Origin of the sequence: Cellulosimicrobium sp. NPDC055967 (assembly GCF_042269845.1) — a bacterium.
Lineage (GTDB): Bacteria > Actinomycetota > Actinomycetes > Actinomycetales > Cellulomonadaceae > Cellulosimicrobium.
The window spans coordinates 357,930-375,743 of record NZ_JBHJYJ010000003.1 but is presented as its reverse complement, the minus strand read 5'-3'; the positions used below and the strand labels follow the sequence as shown (position 1 = coordinate 375,743).

Genomic DNA, 17,814 nt, shown 5'->3' with positions numbered 1-17,814 from the left:
CGGTCTGCGTCCGTTCTACCAGCGACCACCCACGACGCCGGGCCGCGGGCGCGGCCGTGCCTCGGGCGCACGCCCGGGGGACAGCGGTTCCGGCGCCGTCCTCCCGGCCGGCGCGATTCGTGCCGGAGGCCACGACTCCCCTACTGTTCCCGTCGAACCCGGAGCCCCGTCGAGACCCCGCGTCCCCGTCGACCGTGACCCGGGCGCTACCGAAGGAGGACCCATGGCCGTGCGGTTCGTACCGCCCCCGGGGTGGCCCGTCCCCGAGGGCTTCACCCCCACGACCGACTGGCACCCGGACCCGTCCTGGCCGGCCCCGCCCCCGGGGTGGGTGTTCTGGGAGGACGCGGCGGCCTCCGCGTCCCCGGTGTCCCAGGTACCCTCGGCCCCCGTGCCCCTCCCGGACGCGCCGGTGCTCCGGACGACCGAGCCGCTGCCCTCCGAGCACCTCGCTCCCGCGGGGGCGACGCCGACCCGCCGGTCGCTGCGGGAGCGCTCGTCCGGCGCGACCCCGGCGGTGGGTGTGACCGGGGTCGCGCACCCCGCGGGTCCTGCGGCCGACGCGACGCACGTGGCGACGCTCGCCCCGGTCGCGACGGGCGCCGTCGACGACCACCCGGTCGCCAGCTCCACGATGATCCTCCCCGCGCTCGGCGCGCTGCTGGACGACCCTGCCGCGCGCCCGACGGTCACGGCACCGGCGGTCTCGGCCGGGGCCGCACGCTCCGGCGTCGTCCCCGTCGGTCCGACGCCCACTGGCCCGGCCGCGGCACCGCCGCGCGCGACGGCGAGCCCGGTGCGCGCCACCGGGGGCGTCGGTCCGCTCGCGCTTCCCGGCGCCGACGACGACGAGGACGCCGCCCCCGACCGCGGCCGTCGGTGGCTCGTCCCGACCGCCGTCGGCCTCGCGGGCGTCGCCCTCGGCCTGCTCGTGGGCATCGGCCTGACGCTCTCTGCGCAGGGCGAGGCGCAGCGCGAGAAGGCCGAGGCGCAGCGGGTCCAGAGCGAGGTCGCGGCCGAGCGCGAGCAGCTCGAGTCGGAGCGCGCCGACCTGGAGTCGCAGCGCGCCGAGCTCGACGCGGCGACGACGCAGCTCACCGAGCGCGAGGCGGCGATCACGAAGGCCGAGGAGGACGCCGCCAAGCGGTCGCAGGAGCTCGACGACCGGCAGAAGCAGCAGGACGAGCGCGACGAGCAGCAGGACCAGCCCGGCAACGGCAACGGGAACGGGAACGGGAACGGGAACAACGGCAACAACGGCAACACCGACGACGGCGGCTGGGACTGGGGCGACTGGGGCTGGTGAGGCTGCAGCGGTCCCCCGCGAGCCCGGGGCTCACTTCTCCGGGTCGGGGTGCTCGGCGAGGCGTGCGTAGCGACTGAGGATGCGCGGCCAGCCGGTGAAGCGCGACCGCACGCGCTCGCTGCCGGGCGCCCAGCCGCCGTGCTCGAACCGCACGGCGGTCCCGGTCGCGCTCGGCCGCAGGTCGAGCCGGACGAGCGACGCCCGGCCGGGCGGCTGACCCGGGGTGAACGTGTGCGCGAGGTGCGTCGCCCGCTCCCAGAGCGTGACGCGCCCCCACACGTGCTCGTCGACGCCGTGGGACGCGACCACGCGGCCGCCGACGACGGGCTCGACGACGAGCCCGGAGAACGACGCGGCGTCGTCGGTGAACCCGGGCGGCCACCACTCCGCGATCCGGTCGGCGTACGTGTCGAAGGCGACCTCGAGGGGGCACGCGAGGCGGAGCTCGTGGACGATCGGGGCGAGGCTCATGCGGTCCTCCCGGGGACGACCCGGACGCGGCGGCGGACCCGCGTCAGGAGCATTGAACTGCGCCGCCCCACGTCCCGCCACCGGTGGCCCACGGTCGCCGGTCCTCCGCGAACGTCTCCACGAACGTCTCACGGACACGTCACGGCTTCCGGTCGCGGAACGCACGTCGTTCACGGAAGGTGGGAGGCGTGCTGACGCGATCCCTCTCCCACTCCCTCGCCCCCGCCCCGGACAGCGAGACCCCGATCTACGACGCGCTCGTGGTCGAGCACGAGAACATGCTGCCGCTCGTGCACCTGGGCCGGGCGCTCAGCGGGGAGATGGTCACGGTCGCACGCCCCACCGGTCTCTCTCCGCGCCTCCTCGCGGCGCACGACACCCCTGCGCTCCCGCGCCGCCGTCGCGCAGGCTGAGCGGAAGCGCCAGATCGACCCCCGCGTCACCAGGTCGACCCACCGAGGGTCGATCTCGGACGCTCGGGCCGATCTCGCGGCCACCCGTCGACACCCGTCCGGCGGCGTCGCCTACAGCACGTGCGCGAGGAACGACCGCGTGCGCTCGTGCTGCGGGTCGCCGAGCACCTGCTCGGGCGTGCCCTGCTCGACGATGACGCCCTCGTCCATGAAGACGACGGTGTCCGCGACCTCGCGCGCGAACCCGATCTCGTGCGTCACGACCATCATCGTCATGCCGGACCGCGCAAGGTCGCGCATGACGGCGAGCACCTCGCCGACGAGCTCGGGGTCGAGCGCCGACGTCGGCTCGTCGAACAGCATGAGCGAGGGCTCCATCGCGAGCGCCCGCGCGATCGCCACACGCTGCTGCTGCCCGCCGGAGAGCTGCGCCGGGTAGTGGTCGGTGCGGTCGGCGAGGCCGACGCGCCCCAGGAGCTCGGTGGCCCGCGCGCGCGCCGCCGCCTTCCCGAGCCCGTGCACCTGCACCGGCGCCTCCGCGACGTTCTCGAGCGCGGTCATGTGCGGGAACAGGTTGAAGCGCTGGAACACCATGCCGATGCACGAGCGCTGGCGCGCGACGACCTTGGGGTGCAGGCGGTGCAGGCGTGTGCGCCCGTCCTTGGTCACCTCGCGGTAGCCCATGAGCTCGCCGTCGACGCGGACGCGCCCGCCCGTGATCTCCTCGAGCTCGTTGACGCAGCGCAGGAGCGTCGACTTGCCCGACCCGGACGGCCCCAGGACGACGCACACCGACCCGCGCGGGACCTCGAGGTCCACGCCCCGGAGCACGTGCAGGTCGCCGAACATCTTGTGCAGGCCCTCGACCTGCACCATCGGCGTGCTCGTGCCGGCCTGCGCCCGGTCCTCCGTGCGGCCGGCCGCCGAGGATGCCGCGTCGTGCGTCCCGCTCACGGGGTCACCTCCAGGAAGGGGTCGTCCTTGGTCGTGCCGGACGCCGCGATGAGGTCCTGCTTGCTGGGCTTCCGGCGTCCGCCGCCCGCGCCTCCCGGCCCGCGCCCGCGGCGTCGGGTCGTCTGCGTGCCGAACCCGCGGCCGTAGTACCGCTCGATGTAGTGCTGGCCGACCATGAGGACGCTCGTGATGAGCAGGTACCAGATCGCCGCGACCATGAGCAGCGGGATCGGCAGGAAGAGCCGGTTGCCGATGGCGTTGGTCGAGTACTGCAGGTCGAGCGTGAACGGCACGGCGAGGACGAGCGACGTCGTCTTGAGCAGGGAGATCGTCTCGTTGCCCGTCGGGGGCACGATGACGCGCATCGCCTGCGGCAGCACGATGCGCCGGAGGATCTTGCCGTCCTTCATGCCGAGCGCCTTGGCGGCCTCGGTCTGGCCCGGGTCGACGGACCCGAGGCCCGCGCGCACGATCTCGGCGAGGTACGCGGCCTCGTTGAGCGAGAGCCCGATGAGCGCGCACACGAACGCCGTGAACAGGTCCGCCGTGCGGAACTCGAAGAACTCGGGACCGAACGGGATGCCGAGGCTCAGGCGCGGGTAGAGCACCGAGACCAGGCCCCAGAACACGAGCTGGGTGTAGATCGGGGTGCCGCGGAAGAACCAGATGTAGCCCCAGCTCACCGACTTCATGACGGGGTTGTCCGACCGTCGCATGATCGCGAGCAGCACGGCGAGCACGATCGCGATCGCCATCGAGCAGAACGTCAGCACGAGCGTCCAGCCCACGCCGCGCACGACCGTCACGTCGCGGAAGTAGAGCCAGACGACGTCCCAGCGGAACTTCTCGTTCGTCAGCAGGGCGTTCGCGGCCATCGCGGCGAGGACCAGCAGCACGACGGCGGAGATCCACCGGCCGGGCCGCGGGACGGGTCGGGCGTGGATGCGGTCGGGGACCGGGTCGTCGCCCGGTGCGCCGGCGGCGTCGCCGCCGGGTGTCCTACCGGTCATGGTGCACCTCGGGGGGTCGGGGCTCGGGGCACGAGCCGGGCCGCACGGACGACGTCGTCCGCGCAGGCGTCCAGTGTGCCGGTCGCGGGGGGCCGCCCCCCCCCCCCCCCCCCCCGCGGGGGGGGGGGGGGGGGGGGGGGCCCCCCCCGGCCCCCCCCCCCCCACGACGGAGGCTGGGTCGGGGTGGCTGGACGGGGGCGTCAGCCGACGGACGGGTTGATCTCCGCGGTCTCGAGCGCAGCGTCGCCGCTGCCCCACGCACCGAGGATCTCGACGAGCTGGCCGCTGTCCATGAGCGACTGCAGCGCCGCCTGGATCGCGGCGGCGAGCTCGGTGTCGTCCTTCGCGACGACGACGCCCTGCGGCGCGCTGTCGAACACGTCGCCGAGCTGCTCGAGCTGGCCGCCGGTCTGCTCGACCGCGTAGCCGATGACCGGCGAGTCCGCGTAGAGGACCTGCGCCTTGCCGCCCGCGACGTTCGTCGTGGCGTCGGACTGCGACTCGTACTGGAGGATGTCGATCTTCTCCTCGCCCGCGTCGGTGCACGCCTGGCTCTGCACGGCGATGTCCTCGTCCTGGATGGTGCCGGTCTGGACGGCGACGGTCAGGCCGCACAGGCTCGCCGGGTCGACGTCGTCCGGGTTGCCCGCCGCGACCGCGTACGCGGAGCCCGCGTTGAGGAAGGAGATCATGTTGGCCTCCTGCATGCGCTCCTCCGTGATCGTGAAGGAGGAGATGCCGGCGTCGTACTTGGTGCCCAGCGCCGGGATGATCGCCGGGAAGTCGGCCGACTGGACCTCGACGTCGAGGCCGAGCGTCGCGCCGACGGCCTTGATGACGTCGATGTCGAAGCCGATCGGGGTCGTGCCGTCCGCGTCGATGAACTCGGCGGGGGCGTACTCCGTGTTCGAGGCGACGACGAGCGTCCCCGCGGACGCGACGTCCTCGGGCAGCAGCGCCGCGGCCGCGTCGTCGACCTCGATGGTCGAGGGGTCGAACGACGGCGCGGACGACGTCTCGTCGGATCCTGCGGTGCTGCCATCCGTCCCGGTCTGGGAGGCGTCGGTGCACGCGGTGAGCAGGAGAGCGCTCGTCGCGGTGAGCGCGACGAGGCCGAGGGGGAGCTTGCGCAGGGTCGTACGCATGGTGTTCTCCGATCGGGTGGGGGCCGGGCAGGGGCAGCGTAGACACCGATCGTCTCCGTCGTGTTACGTCAGCACCCGGCCTGGAGGCCGAGGAACGTACGGGGAACAGAGGACCCGGCGGTGCGCAGCACCTGCGCACGAGTGTGAGGCCGCACCGCTCCACTCACCAAACCGGCAGGAACATCGACGCCGAACCGTGACGAACCGCCCCGCTCGGCGGCGACGCCGGGGCTCGTCAGCCCGCCAGGAGACGCTCGACGTAGCCGCCGAGGAAGCGGGCGTCGGGGTCGTAGCGCTGGACGAGGTCGCCGAAGTCGTCGAAGCGCGGGTAGAGCGCCGCGACTGAGCCCGGGTCGTGGACGAGCGCGTGCGAGAGCTTGCCCCAGTGCGGGCGGGCGCCCAGGGGGAGGAGCGCGGCCTCGACGTCGGGCAGGACGCGCGCGACGTCGTCGAGCAGGGGCTTCCACGTGAGGTGGACGCCGACCGCCGCGCCGTCGAACGGGCTCAGCCACAGGGGCTCCGCGTCGGCCGCGACCGTACGGACCTCCCCGACCTGGAGCAGCGGGGTCACGCGCGGGCCGAGGTCGCGCATCGCCGCGAACGCCTCCTGCGCCCGCGCGCGCGGCACGAGGTACTCCGACTGGAGCTCCGCGCCGTTGCTCGGCGTGAAGTCGAGCCGGAAGTGCGGCAGCCGCTCGTTCCACGGGCCGGGCTCGCCGAGCTGGCGCGTGCAGTGCACGGGGTCGACGCCGGGCAGGGGGTGCAGCATGGTCGCGGCGGGCGTCGCCCCGAAGAGGTCCTCGCGCGCGGTCCCGGCCGTCCCCGGCGCGAGGCGCGACTTGCGCCAGACCTGCTGCACGCCGTCGGGCCCCCAGTCGGTGAAGAGGCTCACCGAGTACGCCGACGCGGTGAGCTCGTCGTAGTGCGCCGTGACCGCGTCCCACGGCAGCCTCACGTGCACGTCCTGGCGCACGTCGAACGTCGGGACGGTCTCGAGCTCGACCCGCGTCACCACGCCCAGCGCGCCGAGCGCGACGACCGCGCCCGGGAAGTCCGCGTCCCCGCGCCGCAGGAGGCGCCGCTCGCCGTCGCCCGTGACCAGCTCCAGCCCGACGACGGCGCTCGCGAGCGAGCCGACAGCGTCACCCGAGCCGTGGGTCGCCGTCGCGACGGACCCCGCGACGGAGATGTGCGGGAGCGACGCGAGGTTCGCGAGCGCGCGGCCCGCCGCCTGCACGTGCCGCGTCACGTCGCCGTACCGCAGCCCCGCGGCGACCGACGCCACGCCCGTGGCCGGGTCGACCACGACAGGCAGGCGGCCGTCGTCGTACCGGTCGAGGACGACGTGCGTGCCGGTCGTGTCCGCGACGTCCCCGAACGAGTGCCGGGACCCGAGCGCCTTGACGCGCGGCGAGCGCCGCACGACGTCGGCCAGTGCCTCGGGCGTCCGGGGATGCACGACCTCGACGGAGGAGTAGGTGAGGTTCCCGGCCCAGTTGCCGGAGCGTGCGGGTTCGGCGGTCGTCGTCACACCCCCACCCTGCCACCCCCCGTCCCCGCCGAACACGACATGAGGGTCGTTCTGAGGCCCAGAACGACCTCCAGGTCGTGCTCGACGACGGGCAGGGCCGTGCTCGGCGAGCCGGACGGGGGGGTTGTCCCCACCTTCGGTCGGGGGCGGCCTGGGGTCCGCGGAACGGGACGAAGCGGTGAGATCGAGACATGACGACCAGCGCACGTCCTCTCTCCGCTCCCGCACGGTCCCGGCATGTCTCGCCCGCCGCGCCCCCGGACGCCTCCTCCCTGGCCGCGGACGCCCCCGGGCGGCCCCTCCGCGGCGGGCTCGCCGCGTTCTGGACGCTCGCGTTCGGGCTGTCCTGGGCGTCGTGGGGCGCCGCGTGGCTGCTCGGCGGCGATCTCGCCGACCCGCTCGTGTTCGCCCTCTTCGCGCTCGGCGGCTTCGGCCCGAGCCTGGCCGCGCTCGTGCTGCGGGTGGCCGGCCGCCGCAGCCCGCGGGCCGCGCGCTGGGGCGCGGCCGGGCGTTGGCTCCCGGCCGCGGTCGGGATCGGCGCCGCGCCCGCGGTCCTGACCGCGCTCGTCGTGCCGTTCCTCGGCGGCCCGACGGCGGACCTGTCGGCCGGCGCGGCGGCCGTCGCCGGGTCGGGCGGACCGCTCCTGTTCGCCCTCGTCTCGCTGTGCGCCGGGCCGCTGTCGGAGGAGTTCGGGTGGCGCGGCTACGCGCAGCCCCGCCTGCGGCGTCGGCGCTCGCCGCTCGCGACGTCGGTCGTGCTCGGCGCCGTGTGGGCGGTCTGGCACCTGCCGCTGTTCGCCCTCACCGGGACGTGGCAGTCGTCGCTCGGCCTCGTGAGCGTCGAGGCGGTGCTGTTCCTGCTCGCGATGATCCCGCTCTCGAGCGCGTACTGGCTGGTCAGCGAGCGCCTGCGGGGCGGGGTGCCGGCCGCGGTCGCGCTGCACCTCGTGGGGAACGTCGCGCTGACGGTCCTCGCCGTGACGTCGCCCGTCGCGATGGCGGTGTACGTCGGCGTGATCGTGCTGACGTCGGTGCTGATCCACCTCGTCACGCGCCCCGGCACGCCCCGCCCCTGAGCCGGGGCGAGGTCAGGGCGTCACGAGCTCCACCGGGTGCTCGGCGAGCACCTCGCCCGTCTCCGCGTCGAGCACGACGACGGTCGACGGCGGCAGCGCGGACAGGTCCGGCACCGTCCAGTCCTCGACACCCGTGCAGGTACGGCGGTCGAACGACTCCAGGACGGTGCCGGTCGTCGTCTCGACGGTGACCGTGGCGGGGTGGTCGAGCACCTGGCGGGGCCACTTCTCGACGTCGAGCCACCCACCGGCGTCGCTCGCCGGGGTGCCGTTCCACCAGCCCTCGAGACCGCCGAGCTCGGTCGGCTCGCCGTCGTCGCCGCGGACCTGGACCGGCGTGCCCGCGGTACCGGTGAAGGTGCCGCACTGCTGCACCCCGTTGGTCTCGACCGGTGCCGGCGCGGGGGTCTCCGCGGCGAGCGCCGGGTCGTCCCCGGGGGCCTCCGCGACCGGTGCACCGCCGACGGCGTCGCTCGGCTCGGTGCCCGCCGCGCGGCCGGTCAGCGCCGCGGCGACCCCGACCCCGAGCACCGCGACGACGAGCGCCCCGCCGACCAGCGGCGCCCGCCAGCGGGTCGACCGCCCCGGTCCGCCGTCGTCCCCGGTGCCGTCCGGGCGTGCCCTGTCGTCCTGCGCGGTGTCGCGCATCGTCTCCCCCTGTCCCCTGCGTGGCCCGCCGCTCTGCGGGTGCCCGCACCCTACCGGCGTGCGGGCGCGGTGTCAGCGGGTCGGGACCAGTGCGCGGAGACGGCGGCGACCTGCTCGTCGAACGCCGCCGTCTCCGCAGGCGTGGGCGCGCGGCGCCACTGGGGCTCGACGACGACGCCCCGCGCCCCGACGACCCAGCGCCACCGTCCGACGACCACGCCGTCGACGGCGAGCGCGTGGATGAACGACCCGAGCCGGTCGCCCAGGTCGACCCCCTCCGCCACGACGACCGCACGGGTCTCGCCGTAGGACATGAGGAGCTCGTCGTAGCTCTGCAGCAGGTCGACGACCGGGCGGTCCGGGTCGCCGTCGGGCGCGAGGGCGCCGACGAACGGGCCGGGATCGACCACGCGGGGACCGGCGTCGGCGAGCCGCCACAGGGTCGCCCCCTCCAGCGCGCCCGCGCCGGGCACCGCCACGACCTCCTCCCCGAGCAGGTCGAGCGCGTGCCGCACGTCGGTGAGCGTGAAGCCCGACCACTGCGCGACGTCCTTCACCGTCGCGTACGCGCGGCTCGCGAGGTAGCGGCGCAGCAGCTCGACGAGCGCGGCGTCGCGGTCGAACCGCTCGCCGAGCGGCCCGTAGCCTGCGGGGACGCGGTCGTCGAACGCGGCGTACGTCTGCTGCTTCCCGTCGAGGGGCCCGCTGATCAGCAGCCGGTCGAGCTCGGCGTGCGCGAGCACGTAGCCCAGGGCGAGGCCCTCGAGCGGGCGGCCACGCGCGGCGAGCAGGCCCGCGAGCTCGCGACGCGTCCGGGGCCGCTCCTGGACCGCCGCGACGACGAGGTCGATCTCGGCGGCGTGCCCGGTCGTCCCGACCTGCCGGTACATCGTCCCGTTCGCCTGGTGCACCCGGGGCGCGCTGAGCTCGAGGAGCCAGCGGACGTCGTCGGACCGGACGAGGTGCCAGGTGGGGCGCAGCACGTGCGTGCGCACCACCTCCGCGCGGTCGCAGGCCGCGGCGGCCCCGGCCGCACCGGGCCGTGCGTCGGGCCGCAGCCGGCGCGTGAGGCCCCACAGCGCGGGGTGGAACTCCTGGCCCTGCACGGCGACGAGGTGCCCGACGGCGGTCGGCACGTCGGGCAGGTCGGGCGACCGCAGGCGGTGCGCGGCGAGGCGCGCCGCGCGCACGTGGCGCTCGTCGATCGCCGCCTCGCTCACCGTGCCGCCCCCGTCCCGCCCGGCCGGGTCACGACGCCACCAGGTCCTCGGCGACGACGTCGGTCCCCGTCACGCCGACGCGCACCCCGCCCTCCACGACGGAGACGGAGTCGAGCGCGACCCCGTCGGGCAGGTCGAGCGGGACCCGCAGGTCGGACAGCGCGCGGGAGATCCCGGACGGGAGGTCGTCGACCGACACCGTCCCCAGGCCCGTGCGGACCGCGACGACGTCGACCGCGAGCTCGGCCGGGCCGGAGACGCGCGGCGTCACGTCGACCGTGATCGTCGCGCCCAGCAGGTCGAAGGCCAGCGACAGGACGTCGTCGGTCGCGGTGATCCCCACGTCCAGGCCGGTCTGCTCCGCGACGATCTGCTGCAGCGACTCGGCGGCGATGACCCCCGACGCGGTCCCGGACGCGATCCGGTGCGGCTCCGACGTGCTCACGCCCTCGGCCTCGACCTGCACGTCGGAGATCGCGTAGCCGCCGAACGACGCGGTGTCCGCGGAGCCCGTGACGTGCGACAGCTCGCCGCGCGCGAGCTGCGTGAGGAACGGGAACCCCGAGATGTCGAGCTGCGCCCCGGTGACGTCGTCGGCCTGCTGCTCGAACGCCGTCACCGCGCCGCGCTCCGCGGCACCGACGGCGACCCGGTCCGCCACGACGGCGACCGCCACGATCACCACGAGCGTCACGAGCAGGCCGACCAGTCGCTTCATGCGCCCACCCTAGGTGCCGAGCACGACCTTGCTGTCGTTCTGACGCTCGTGGCGACGGCAAGGTCGTGCTCGACGCGGGGTGTCGGCGTGCTCGTCCCGGACGTAGATTGCCCGGCATGACCTCATCCCGGCACCCGTACCGCATCGGCGTCCAGCTCCAGCCGCAGCACGCCGACTACGCCCAGGTCCGCGACGCCGTGCTGCGCGCGGAGGACCTCGGCGTCGACATCATCTTCAACTGGGACCACTTCTTCCCCCTGACCGGCGACCCCGACGGCAAGCACTTCGAGTGCTGGACCATGCTCGGCGCGTGGGCCGAGCAGACCGAGCGCGTCGAGATCGGCGCCCTCGTGACGTGCAACAGCTACCGCAACCCGGACCTCCTGGCCGACATGGCGCGGACGGTCGACCACATCAGCGGCGGGCGCCTGGTCCTCGGGATCGGGGCGGGCTGGTTCGAGAAGGACTACGACCGGTTCGGGTACGAGTTCGGCACCGCGGGCGGACGCATCGCCGACCTCGCCGACGCGCTGCCGCGGATCAAGGCGCGCTGGGCGGCGTCGAACCCCGCGCCGACGCGCGACATCCCCGTCCTCGTCGGTGGCGGCGGCGAGCGCAAGACCCTGCGCGTCGTCGCGGAGCACGCGGACGTGTGGCACTCGTTCGGCGACGCGGAGACGCTCGCGCGCAAGAGCGCGATCCTCGACGAGCACGGCGAGGCCGTCGGCCGCGACACCGCCGCGCTCGTCGAGCGCTCGGTCGGCGTCTCGCGGCCGCCGTCGGAGTCCGCGGACGCACTCGTCGCCGCGGGCGCGACGCTGTTCACGGTCGGCACGAGCGGGCCGGACTACGACCTGGCGCTCGTGCGGGAGTGGGTCGCCTGGCGCGACGCCCAGGGCTGACCACCGCGCCGAGCACGACGAGCAGGAGCCCTGCGCGCCACCACCACGGCGACCGGTGCACCGTCCGCCCTCCCGTCCCGTCGTTCGATCCCTCGGCTCCCGCGGGGCGCGGGTCGGCCGCCGTCAGTACGACAGTGTCCGCCACGGCGACGACTCGGTGTCCAGGAGTCGTCGCACCGCGCGCTTGAAGTCGGGCAGGTCCTGGTCGATCGGGGTGCGGTTGCCCGCCGACCAGAACGCGCGCCCGGCGAGGAACCCGTCGCCGAACTGCTCCCACGACGCGTACGCGGGGCGCGACATCACGACGGCCTCCTCGATCGCGGCCCACGCCCGCTCGGGCGTGACGAACCCGGCGTCGACCGCGAGGCGGCTGACGTGCACGACCCGGGCCGCGTCCCACGCCGCGATCGACGGCGGCAGCGGGTCCGCGAGCTCGCCGTGCCCGCCCACCTGCGCCGACGCGCTCCAGCCCTGGTAGAAGGAGACCGCGCGCTCGGGGTCGAGGCCGCGCGCCGTCGCCTCCTGCCGCGCCTGGGCGGCGTGCTGCTCGGCCGCGCCCTTCGCGTCACGGCGACTCAGCCGGCCCGAGTACAGCTCCTCGACCTTGGGCATCGCGATCGCGTAGTAGCCGCGGTGCCCCTGGGTGAGCAGGAACTCGTACGTGCGCTCGACGTCCTCCGCGCCCCGCACGTTCCACCCCGCCGCGAGCGGCTTCGCGGCCGTGCGGGCGTCCGCCTCCACCGTCAGCGCGTTGATGGGCAGCACGCCCTCGACGGCGTAGACCGCGCCGAGCGCGAGACCGCGCTGCTGTGCGGGCGTGAGCCCGGGAGCGTCCTCCTTCGCGTACAGGTCCGCGGTCCCCGAGAACATGTCCTTGAGCTTGTCGAACAGGCCCACCGTCGCTCCTTCGTCTCCCCGCGCCACCGACGCGGTCCGTCGCCGCGGTCGTCGCGGCCCCCGGGCAGCGTGACCGCGCGGGCGGCGCCGGGCACGCGTCCCGAACGATCCCGAACGGCGCGGGCGCGTTCTTCACCCGGTCGTCCGCGCCCGGGGCCTCGCGCGCGGCGCGGTCACGTCGGGCGCCGGTCGGTGGCCGTCGCTGGCCTGGCGCGGTGCCCCTCGACCCGCCGCCGTCCCCCGTGGGCGCCGGGTCGGTGGACGAGCTCGCGACCCGTCTGCGGGCGCTGCGCGCCTGGGCCGGCGACCCCTCGTACACGGAGATCGCACGGCGCGTCGGCGCGCTCCGCACCGCGCGGGGAGTGCCCGCCGCGGAGTCGCGCCCCGGCCGCGTGACCGTCTACGACGTCCTCCGGGACGGTCGCTCGCGGCTCGACGTCGACCTCCTCGCCGACGTCGCGCAGGCCCTCGGCGACGCGCGTCCCGCCGGGTGGCGCGCGGCGTACCGGACGGCTGCGCAGGCCGCCTCCGCGCAGGGCACCGCCGTGGACGCGGCGGCGCGCACCGGGCCGCGCGCCGCAGACCGACCGCTCACCGCGGCGCCGACCGTGCGGCGGGGGCCGGTCGCGCGACGGGGGTCGGTCGCGCCCGACCGTGCGCTCGTCGGCCGGGACGGCGAGGTCGCCCGGCTGGTCGCGGTGCTCGCGGAGCCACCGGACGAGGACGCGCCCGGCAGCGCCGCACCGCGCGTCGTGACCGTCACGGGTCTCGCCGGGACGGGGACGACGAGCGTCGCGCTCGCCGTCGCGCGCGAGGTCCCGGCGGACGTGGTCGTGCAGGTCGACGTGCACGGGGAACCGGGCGGCGCGGCGTCCTCGGCCGCCGTCGTGCTCGACGCGCTGCTCCAGGCGCTCGGCGCGCCGCCGCCCGCGGCGGACGCGCGCAGCCTCCCCGCCCTCGCCGCACGCCTCGCGACCACGCTCGGCGGGCGTCGCACGACCGTCGTCCTCGACGACGCGACCGACGCCGCGCAGGTCGCGGACGTCGTCGCGCACCTGCCGACCACGGCGCGCGTCGTGGTCACGGCGCACCGCGTGCTCGACCTTCCCGGCGCGATCGGCACGATCCTGGACCCACTACTCGAGGACGCCGCGCTCGCGCTCCTCGGGTCGGTCGTCGGCGCGGACCGCGTGGCCGCGGAGCCGGAGGCCTCGACCCGACTGGTTCGCGCGTGCGGGGGCCTCCCCGCGGCGCTGGTGCGCGTCGCCGACGACGTCCGTGCGCGGCCCGGCTGGTCGCTCGCCGACCACGCCCGCCGGGTCGAGGAGCTGCCCGGACCGACCCTGCACCCGGCGCTCGCCGCGGCGCACCGCGGCCTCCCCGCCGACCACGCCCGCGCCCTGCGCCTCCTCGCCCTCGTCCCGGTGCCGCTCGCCGCTGCCTGGGTCGCCGTGCTCCTCGGCGTCTCGACGAGCGAGAGCCACGACACGCTCGCCGCGCTGGAGCGCGCGCACCTCGTGACGCACGGGCCGCACGGCGAGGTCGTCGTGCCCGACGCCGTCCGCACCCTCGCCGCCGACCTCGCCCGGTCCGACGACCCGTTCTCCGCGCGGGCCACCGCCGTCGCGCGGCTCGCCGCCCGGCTGCTCGACGCCGCCCGGCCCGCCGTGCGCGCGACGTCGCCCCACCACGACGCACCCGTGCGCACGGCCGGGCCGGGCTCGACCGGGCCAGGGGCGAACGGGTCGGACTCGGCCGGGTCGGACTCGGCCGGGCCGGGGGACGCGGCGGCCGCGCGCACGACCGACGTCGCGCTCGCGTGGCTCGACGCCCACCGTGACCTGCTCGTCGCGACGTCGGCGCTCGCCGCGGAGCACGAGCTCGCCGACGTCGTGACCGAGCTCTCGGCCCTCCTCGCGCCCTACCTCGACTCCGCGGGCCGCTGGGACGACGCGGTCGCGGTGCACATGGCGGCAGTCGAGCACGGGCGGCCCTCCGGACGGTCGCAGGCCGGGCGGGACCTCGGGCGAGCGCTCGAACGGCTGGGCCGGTACGACGAGGCGCTCGCCCAGCTCGTCCGCTCGCTCGAGCGCGGCGACGACCCGCGCCCCGGCCAGACGCTCAACCGCGTCGGCAACGTGTACAAGCGGCTCGGTCGCCTCGACGAGGCCGAGACCGCGTACCGCGACGCGGCGGCCGGTGCGCGGACCGCGGGCGACCCGGTCAGCGAGGGTCGCGCCGTCGGGAACCTCGCGGACGTGCACCGGATCCTCAGGCGGCACGACGACGCGCGTGCCGGCTACGAGCGGGCGCTCGCGCTGTCGCGGCGCGTGGGCGACGTCCTCAACGTCGCCATCGTGTCGAGCAACGCCGCGATCCTCTCCGAGGCCGAGGGCAGCCTCGACCGCGCGCTCGCGCAGCACCGCGACGCGCTCGCCAGCGCGACGTCGCTCGGCGACGCAGGGCTCGCGACGCGCGCCCGGGTGCACGTGGGACGACTCCTCGTGGGCTCCGGCGAGACCGGGGCCGGCGTCGCGGAGCTGCGGGCCGCGGTGGGGGCCGCCGTCGCGCTCGGGGACCCCGACGCCGAGGCCGAGGCCCGCAGCGCCCTCACGACCGCGCTGCTCGCCGCGGGCTCCGTCGCCGAGGCGGTCGCGGCGGGCGAGGCAGCGGTCGACCTGGCGCGACGCGTGCGCGCACGACTCGTCGAGGCGGAGGCGCTCAACGCGCTCGGGGAGGCCGTGCTCGCCGCGGGGGACGCCCATCGCGCGGCGGACCTGCACGACGCGGCCCGCGCGCTCGCCGTCGAGCTCGACGACGCCGCCGAGGAGGCCCGTGCGCGGCGCGGGCTGGCAGCCGCCGGGCACGGGGGCGGGGACAGCGGGGTTCCCGGCCCCGCCTGAGGCCGCCCGCCGTCTCAGCATCCGATCGCGTACGGCGTCCGGGAACATGTGGCGCCCCGCCCGCGGTTGCCGCTGTCATGGCCTCCACCCCACCCGCGACCCCGGCGCCGACCGCGCCTGTCGCCGCCCAGCCGGGCACCGGACCCTCCACGAGCCCCGCCGCTCCCGCCCGACCCGGGCGCATCAGCGCGGGCCTCGTCCTGCTCCTCTCCGCGCTCACCGCGATCGGTCCGCTGACGATCGACCTGTACCTCTCCGCCTTCCCGCGCATCGTCGACGAGCTCGGCACGACCGAGTCCCGCGTCCAGCTCACGCTCACCGCGACCCTCGCGGGGCTCGCGCTCGGCCAGCTCCTCATCGGGTCGGTCTCCGACGCGATCGGGCGCCGCGCACCCCTGCTGGTCTCCCTCGCGGTGTACGTCGCCGCGTCCGCGGGGATCGTGTTCGCCGGGTCCGTCGCCGCGCTCACCGGCCTGCGGTTCGTCCAGGGCCTCGCCGCGGCCGCCGGGATGGTGCTCTCCATGGCGATCGTGCGCGACTCGTTCGAGGGCTACCAGATCGGCAAGGTCATCGCGCGGCTCATGCTCGTCGTGGGCGTCGCGCCGATCCTCGCCCCGACCATCGGCGCCCAGTTCCTGCGGCTCGGCTCGTGGCGCGGCATGTTCGTCGCGCTTGCCGTCGTCGGGGCGGTGCTGTTCGTGCTCGTGCTGCTCCGCCTGCGCGAGACCCTGCCCGCGGAGCGCCGGCGCTCGGGCGGGACCGTCGCCGCCCTGCGCTCGTACGGATCGCTCCTCACGGACTGGTCGTTCATCGGGCTCGCGCTCATTGCGGGCTTCTACATGGCGGCGATGTTCACCTACATCTCCGCGTCGACGTTCGTGTTCCAGGACTTCTTCGGCATGTCCGCGCAGCAGTACGCGATCGTGTTCGGCGTCGGCGCGGTGTCGGTGACCGCGGGCAGCCAGATCAACGGCGCGCTCGTGGGCCGCGTGGCGCCCGAGCGCATCCTCCAGGGCGCGGTCGCCGCGGGCTTCGTCCTCTCGGGCGGCCTGCTCGTCGCGGCGCTCGCCGGCGGCGGGCTCGCGTGGCTCGTCCCGCTCATCGTCCTCACGCTCGGCACCGCGGGCTTCGTCATGCCGTCCGTCCCCGCCATCGCGCTCGAGCGCAACGCGCACCGCGCCGGGAGCGCGGCGGCGCTCATCGGGGCGTTCCAGTTCGGCGTCGGCGCGGTCGTCGCGCCGGTGACCGGGCTGCTCGGCGGGTCGCCGCCCGTGACGATGGCCGCCGTGATGTTCGGTGTCGTCGTCGTCGCGGGGGTCGTCCTGCTCGGCCTGCGGCACACGTTCGGCGCGCCCGTCCCGGACGACGCGGCGGACGCCCTCGGCACCCGGGACGCGGCGGAGGTCGGCAGCACGACCACCACCGACGGGCCGACCGGCGGACCCCCTGCCGCGGGCGCCGTCGACCAGACCGGGCACCGGGCGGCCGTCGACGTCCCCGACGACGCCGCGGCGCTCGCCGACGCCGCGGCGCTCGCCGAGGCCACGGTGCTCGCCGACCGGGGCGCCTGACCCGGCGCTCCCCCGGCGCCGAGAACGACACCACGCGCCGTCGAGCACGACGTTGCTGTCGTTGTCCGGCGGATAACGACAACAACGTCGTGCTCGGCGCGGAGAATGGGTGGGTGACGCCCGACGAACCCGACTATCCGCTCGGCGCGCGCGGCGCGCCGACGCTCGCGGCGCTCGACGCGCACCTCGTCGAGTGCCGGGCCTGCCCGCGGCTCGTCGCGTGGCGCGAGCACGTCGCCGACGTCAAGCGCGCGTCGTTCCGCGAGGACGACTACTGGGCCCGACCCGTGCCCGGGTTCGGCGACGAGCGCGCGGGGATCCTCGTCGTCGGGCTCGCGCCCGCGGCGCACGGGGCCAACCGCACGGGCCGCATGTTCACGGGCGACCGCAGCGGCGACTTCCTCTTCGCGTCCATGCACCGCACGGGCCTGGCCAACCAGGCGACGTCCGTGACCGCCGACGACGGGCTGCGCCTCACCGGGATCCGCGTCACCGCCCCGGTGCGGTGCGCCCCGCCCGACAACAAGCCGACGCCCGAGGAACGCCGCCGGTGCGGGCCGTACCTCGCGCGCGAGGTCGAGCTGCTCGGCGCGACCGTGCGCGTCGCGGTCGTGCTCGGTGGCTTCGGGTGGCAGGCGCTCCTGTCCACGCTCGCGGAGCAGGGCTGGGACGTCCCCCGGCCCCGGCCACGGTTCGCGCACGGTGCGGAGGTGACGCTGCGCCGGCGCGAACCCGCGCCGGCCGGCGCCGCGGCGGGACGTCCCGCGAGCGCGGTGCCCGACGTCGGGCAGGCGGCCCCTGCGCCGACCCTCACCCTCCTGGGGTGCTTCCACGTGAGCCAGCAGAACACGTTCACCGGGCGGCTCACGCCGCAGATGCTCGACGACGTGCTCCTCCGCGCGCGCACCCTCGCCGGCCTGGGCGCACCGGGCTGAGCCCCCGGCGCCGAGAGATGCGCTCCGGGGCGAGGGATCCACCCGGACGTGCAGCGCTCGGCCGCAGACGCAGCGCTCGGCGGCGGGTACGACGCGCGGCCGCAGACGCAGCTC

The 17,814-nt window shown here is 76.0% G+C and carries 16 protein-coding genes; 7 read left to right on the top strand and 9 right to left on the bottom strand.

Annotated features, from left to right (window positions below; genetic code table 11):
* The first annotated feature begins 223 nt into the window (after positions 1-223).
* Positions 224-1,306: a hypothetical protein gene (locus ACFC2L_RS06525; RefSeq protein ID WP_375823469.1), complete on the top strand. Its 1,083-nt coding sequence runs from the start codon at positions 224-226 to the stop codon at positions 1,304-1,306.
* A gap of 30 nt (positions 1,307-1,336) precedes the next feature.
* Here the strand turns inward: ACFC2L_RS06525 and ACFC2L_RS06520 are convergent, their stop codons facing one another.
* Positions 1,337-1,777 (bottom strand): SRPBCC domain-containing protein, encoded by a 441-nt coding sequence (locus ACFC2L_RS06520; protein ID WP_375823468.1) that lies wholly within the window; start codon positions 1,775-1,777, stop codon positions 1,337-1,339.
* 188 nt (positions 1,778-1,965) lie between these two features.
* Between ACFC2L_RS06520 and ACFC2L_RS06515 the strand changes: the two genes are divergently transcribed.
* A complete protein-coding gene (locus ACFC2L_RS06515) occupies positions 1,966-2,190 on the top strand; it encodes a hypothetical protein (RefSeq protein ID WP_375823467.1) in 225 nt (74 codons plus the stop codon).
* A 111-nt stretch (positions 2,191-2,301) separates the two neighbouring features.
* Here ACFC2L_RS06515 and ACFC2L_RS06510 read toward each other — a convergent pair whose 3' ends face one another.
* From ACFC2L_RS06510 to ACFC2L_RS06495, 4 genes are all read right to left on the bottom strand, one after another.
* Positions 2,302-3,066 carry an amino acid ABC transporter ATP-binding protein gene (locus ACFC2L_RS06510; RefSeq protein ID WP_375823495.1) on the bottom strand — a complete coding sequence of 255 codons (765 nt, stop codon included), beginning with the start codon at positions 3,064-3,066 and terminating at the stop codon, positions 2,302-2,304.
* A 74-nt stretch (positions 3,067-3,140) separates the two neighbouring features.
* The gene (locus ACFC2L_RS06505; RefSeq protein ID WP_375823466.1) at positions 3,141-4,154 is read right to left on the bottom strand and encodes an amino acid ABC transporter permease; all 1,014 of its coding nucleotides are present in this window, start codon (positions 4,152-4,154) and stop codon (positions 3,141-3,143) included.
* Positions 4,155-4,354: 200 nt separating this feature from the next.
* Positions 4,355-5,299 (bottom strand): ABC transporter substrate-binding protein, encoded by a 945-nt coding sequence (locus ACFC2L_RS06500; protein WP_375823465.1) that lies wholly within the window; start codon positions 5,297-5,299, stop codon positions 4,355-4,357.
* Between the two features lie 235 nt (positions 5,300-5,534).
* Entirely contained in the window at positions 5,535-6,830 is a 1,296-nt protein-coding gene (locus tag ACFC2L_RS06495) for an FAD-binding protein (protein WP_375823464.1), read from the bottom strand.
* A gap of 191 nt (positions 6,831-7,021) precedes the next feature.
* Between ACFC2L_RS06495 and ACFC2L_RS06490 the strand changes: the two genes are divergently transcribed.
* Positions 7,022-7,906 carry a CPBP family intramembrane glutamic endopeptidase gene (locus ACFC2L_RS06490; protein ID WP_375823463.1) on the top strand — a complete coding sequence of 295 codons (885 nt, stop codon included), beginning with the start codon at positions 7,022-7,024 and terminating at the stop codon, positions 7,904-7,906.
* A gap of 12 nt (positions 7,907-7,918) precedes the next feature.
* Here the strand turns inward: ACFC2L_RS06490 and ACFC2L_RS06485 are convergent, their stop codons facing one another.
* From ACFC2L_RS06485 to ACFC2L_RS06475, 3 genes are read right to left on the bottom strand one after another with little or no spacing between them, the layout of a single operon-like run.
* Positions 7,919-8,554 carry a hypothetical protein gene (locus ACFC2L_RS06485; protein WP_375823462.1) on the bottom strand — a complete coding sequence of 212 codons (636 nt, stop codon included), beginning with the start codon at positions 8,552-8,554 and terminating at the stop codon, positions 7,919-7,921.
* Between the two features lie 50 nt (positions 8,555-8,604).
* Positions 8,605-9,774: a DNA glycosylase AlkZ-like family protein gene (locus ACFC2L_RS06480; protein WP_375823461.1), complete on the bottom strand. Its 1,170-nt coding sequence runs from the start codon at positions 9,772-9,774 to the stop codon at positions 8,605-8,607.
* 28 nt (positions 9,775-9,802) lie between these two features.
* A complete protein-coding gene (locus ACFC2L_RS06475; protein ID WP_375823460.1) occupies positions 9,803-10,492 on the bottom strand; it encodes a DUF2993 domain-containing protein in 690 nt (229 codons plus the stop codon).
* Between the two features lie 116 nt (positions 10,493-10,608).
* On the opposite strand from ACFC2L_RS06475, the gene ACFC2L_RS06470 reads away from it, so the two are divergent.
* The gene (locus tag ACFC2L_RS06470) at positions 10,609-11,394 is read left to right on the top strand and encodes an LLM class F420-dependent oxidoreductase (protein WP_375823459.1); all 786 of its coding nucleotides are present in this window, start codon (positions 10,609-10,611) and stop codon (positions 11,392-11,394) included.
* Positions 11,395-11,517: 123 nt separating this feature from the next.
* On the opposite strand, the gene ACFC2L_RS06465 is transcribed toward ACFC2L_RS06470, so the two are convergent.
* The gene (locus ACFC2L_RS06465; RefSeq protein ID WP_375823458.1) at positions 11,518-12,291 is read right to left on the bottom strand and encodes a DUF1266 domain-containing protein; all 774 of its coding nucleotides are present in this window, start codon (positions 12,289-12,291) and stop codon (positions 11,518-11,520) included.
* Positions 12,292-12,506: 215 nt separating this feature from the next.
* On the opposite strand from ACFC2L_RS06465, the gene ACFC2L_RS06460 reads away from it, so the two are divergent.
* From ACFC2L_RS06460 to ACFC2L_RS06450, 3 genes are all read left to right on the top strand, one after another.
* Complete coding sequence (locus ACFC2L_RS06460) at positions 12,507-15,194, top strand: tetratricopeptide repeat protein (RefSeq protein ID WP_375823457.1); 2,688 nt, start codon at positions 12,507-12,509, stop codon at positions 15,192-15,194.
* A 77-nt stretch (positions 15,195-15,271) separates the two neighbouring features.
* A complete protein-coding gene (locus ACFC2L_RS06455) occupies positions 15,272-16,765 on the top strand; it encodes a multidrug effflux MFS transporter (RefSeq protein ID WP_375823456.1) in 1,494 nt (497 codons plus the stop codon).
* Between the two features lie 113 nt (positions 16,766-16,878).
* A complete protein-coding gene (locus ACFC2L_RS06450) occupies positions 16,879-17,700 on the top strand; it encodes a uracil-DNA glycosylase (protein WP_375823455.1) in 822 nt (273 codons plus the stop codon).
* The last annotated feature ends 114 nt before the right edge of the window (positions 17,701-17,814 follow it).

Excerpts from the sequence above, each read along its gene's own strand:
- ACFC2L_RS06525 (WP_375823469.1), top strand. The coding sequence starts at position 224 with ATGGCCGTGCGGTTCGTACCGCCCCCGGGGTGGCCCGTCCCCGAGGGC.
- ACFC2L_RS06520 (WP_375823468.1), bottom strand. The coding sequence starts at position 1,777 with ATGAGCCTCGCCCCGATCGTCCACGAGCTCCGCCTCGCGTGCCCCCTC.
- ACFC2L_RS06510 (WP_375823495.1), bottom strand. The coding sequence starts at position 3,066 with ATGGTGCAGGTCGAGGGCCTGCACAAGATGTTCGGCGACCTGCACGTG.
- ACFC2L_RS06505 (WP_375823466.1), bottom strand. The coding sequence starts at position 4,154 with ATGACCGGTAGGACACCCGGCGGCGACGCCGCCGGCGCACCGGGCGAC.
- ACFC2L_RS06500 (WP_375823465.1), bottom strand. The coding sequence starts at position 5,299 with ATGCGTACGACCCTGCGCAAGCTCCCCCTCGGCCTCGTCGCGCTCACC.
- ACFC2L_RS06490 (WP_375823463.1), top strand. The coding sequence starts at position 7,022 with ATGACGACCAGCGCACGTCCTCTCTCCGCTCCCGCACGGTCCCGGCAT.
- ACFC2L_RS06485 (WP_375823462.1), bottom strand. The coding sequence starts at position 8,554 with ATGCGCGACACCGCGCAGGACGACAGGGCACGCCCGGACGGCACCGGG.
- ACFC2L_RS06475 (WP_375823460.1), bottom strand. The coding sequence starts at position 10,492 with ATGAAGCGACTGGTCGGCCTGCTCGTGACGCTCGTGGTGATCGTGGCG.
- ACFC2L_RS06470 (WP_375823459.1), top strand. The coding sequence starts at position 10,609 with ATGACCTCATCCCGGCACCCGTACCGCATCGGCGTCCAGCTCCAGCCG.
- ACFC2L_RS06455 (WP_375823456.1), top strand. The coding sequence starts at position 15,272 with ATGGCCTCCACCCCACCCGCGACCCCGGCGCCGACCGCGCCTGTCGCC.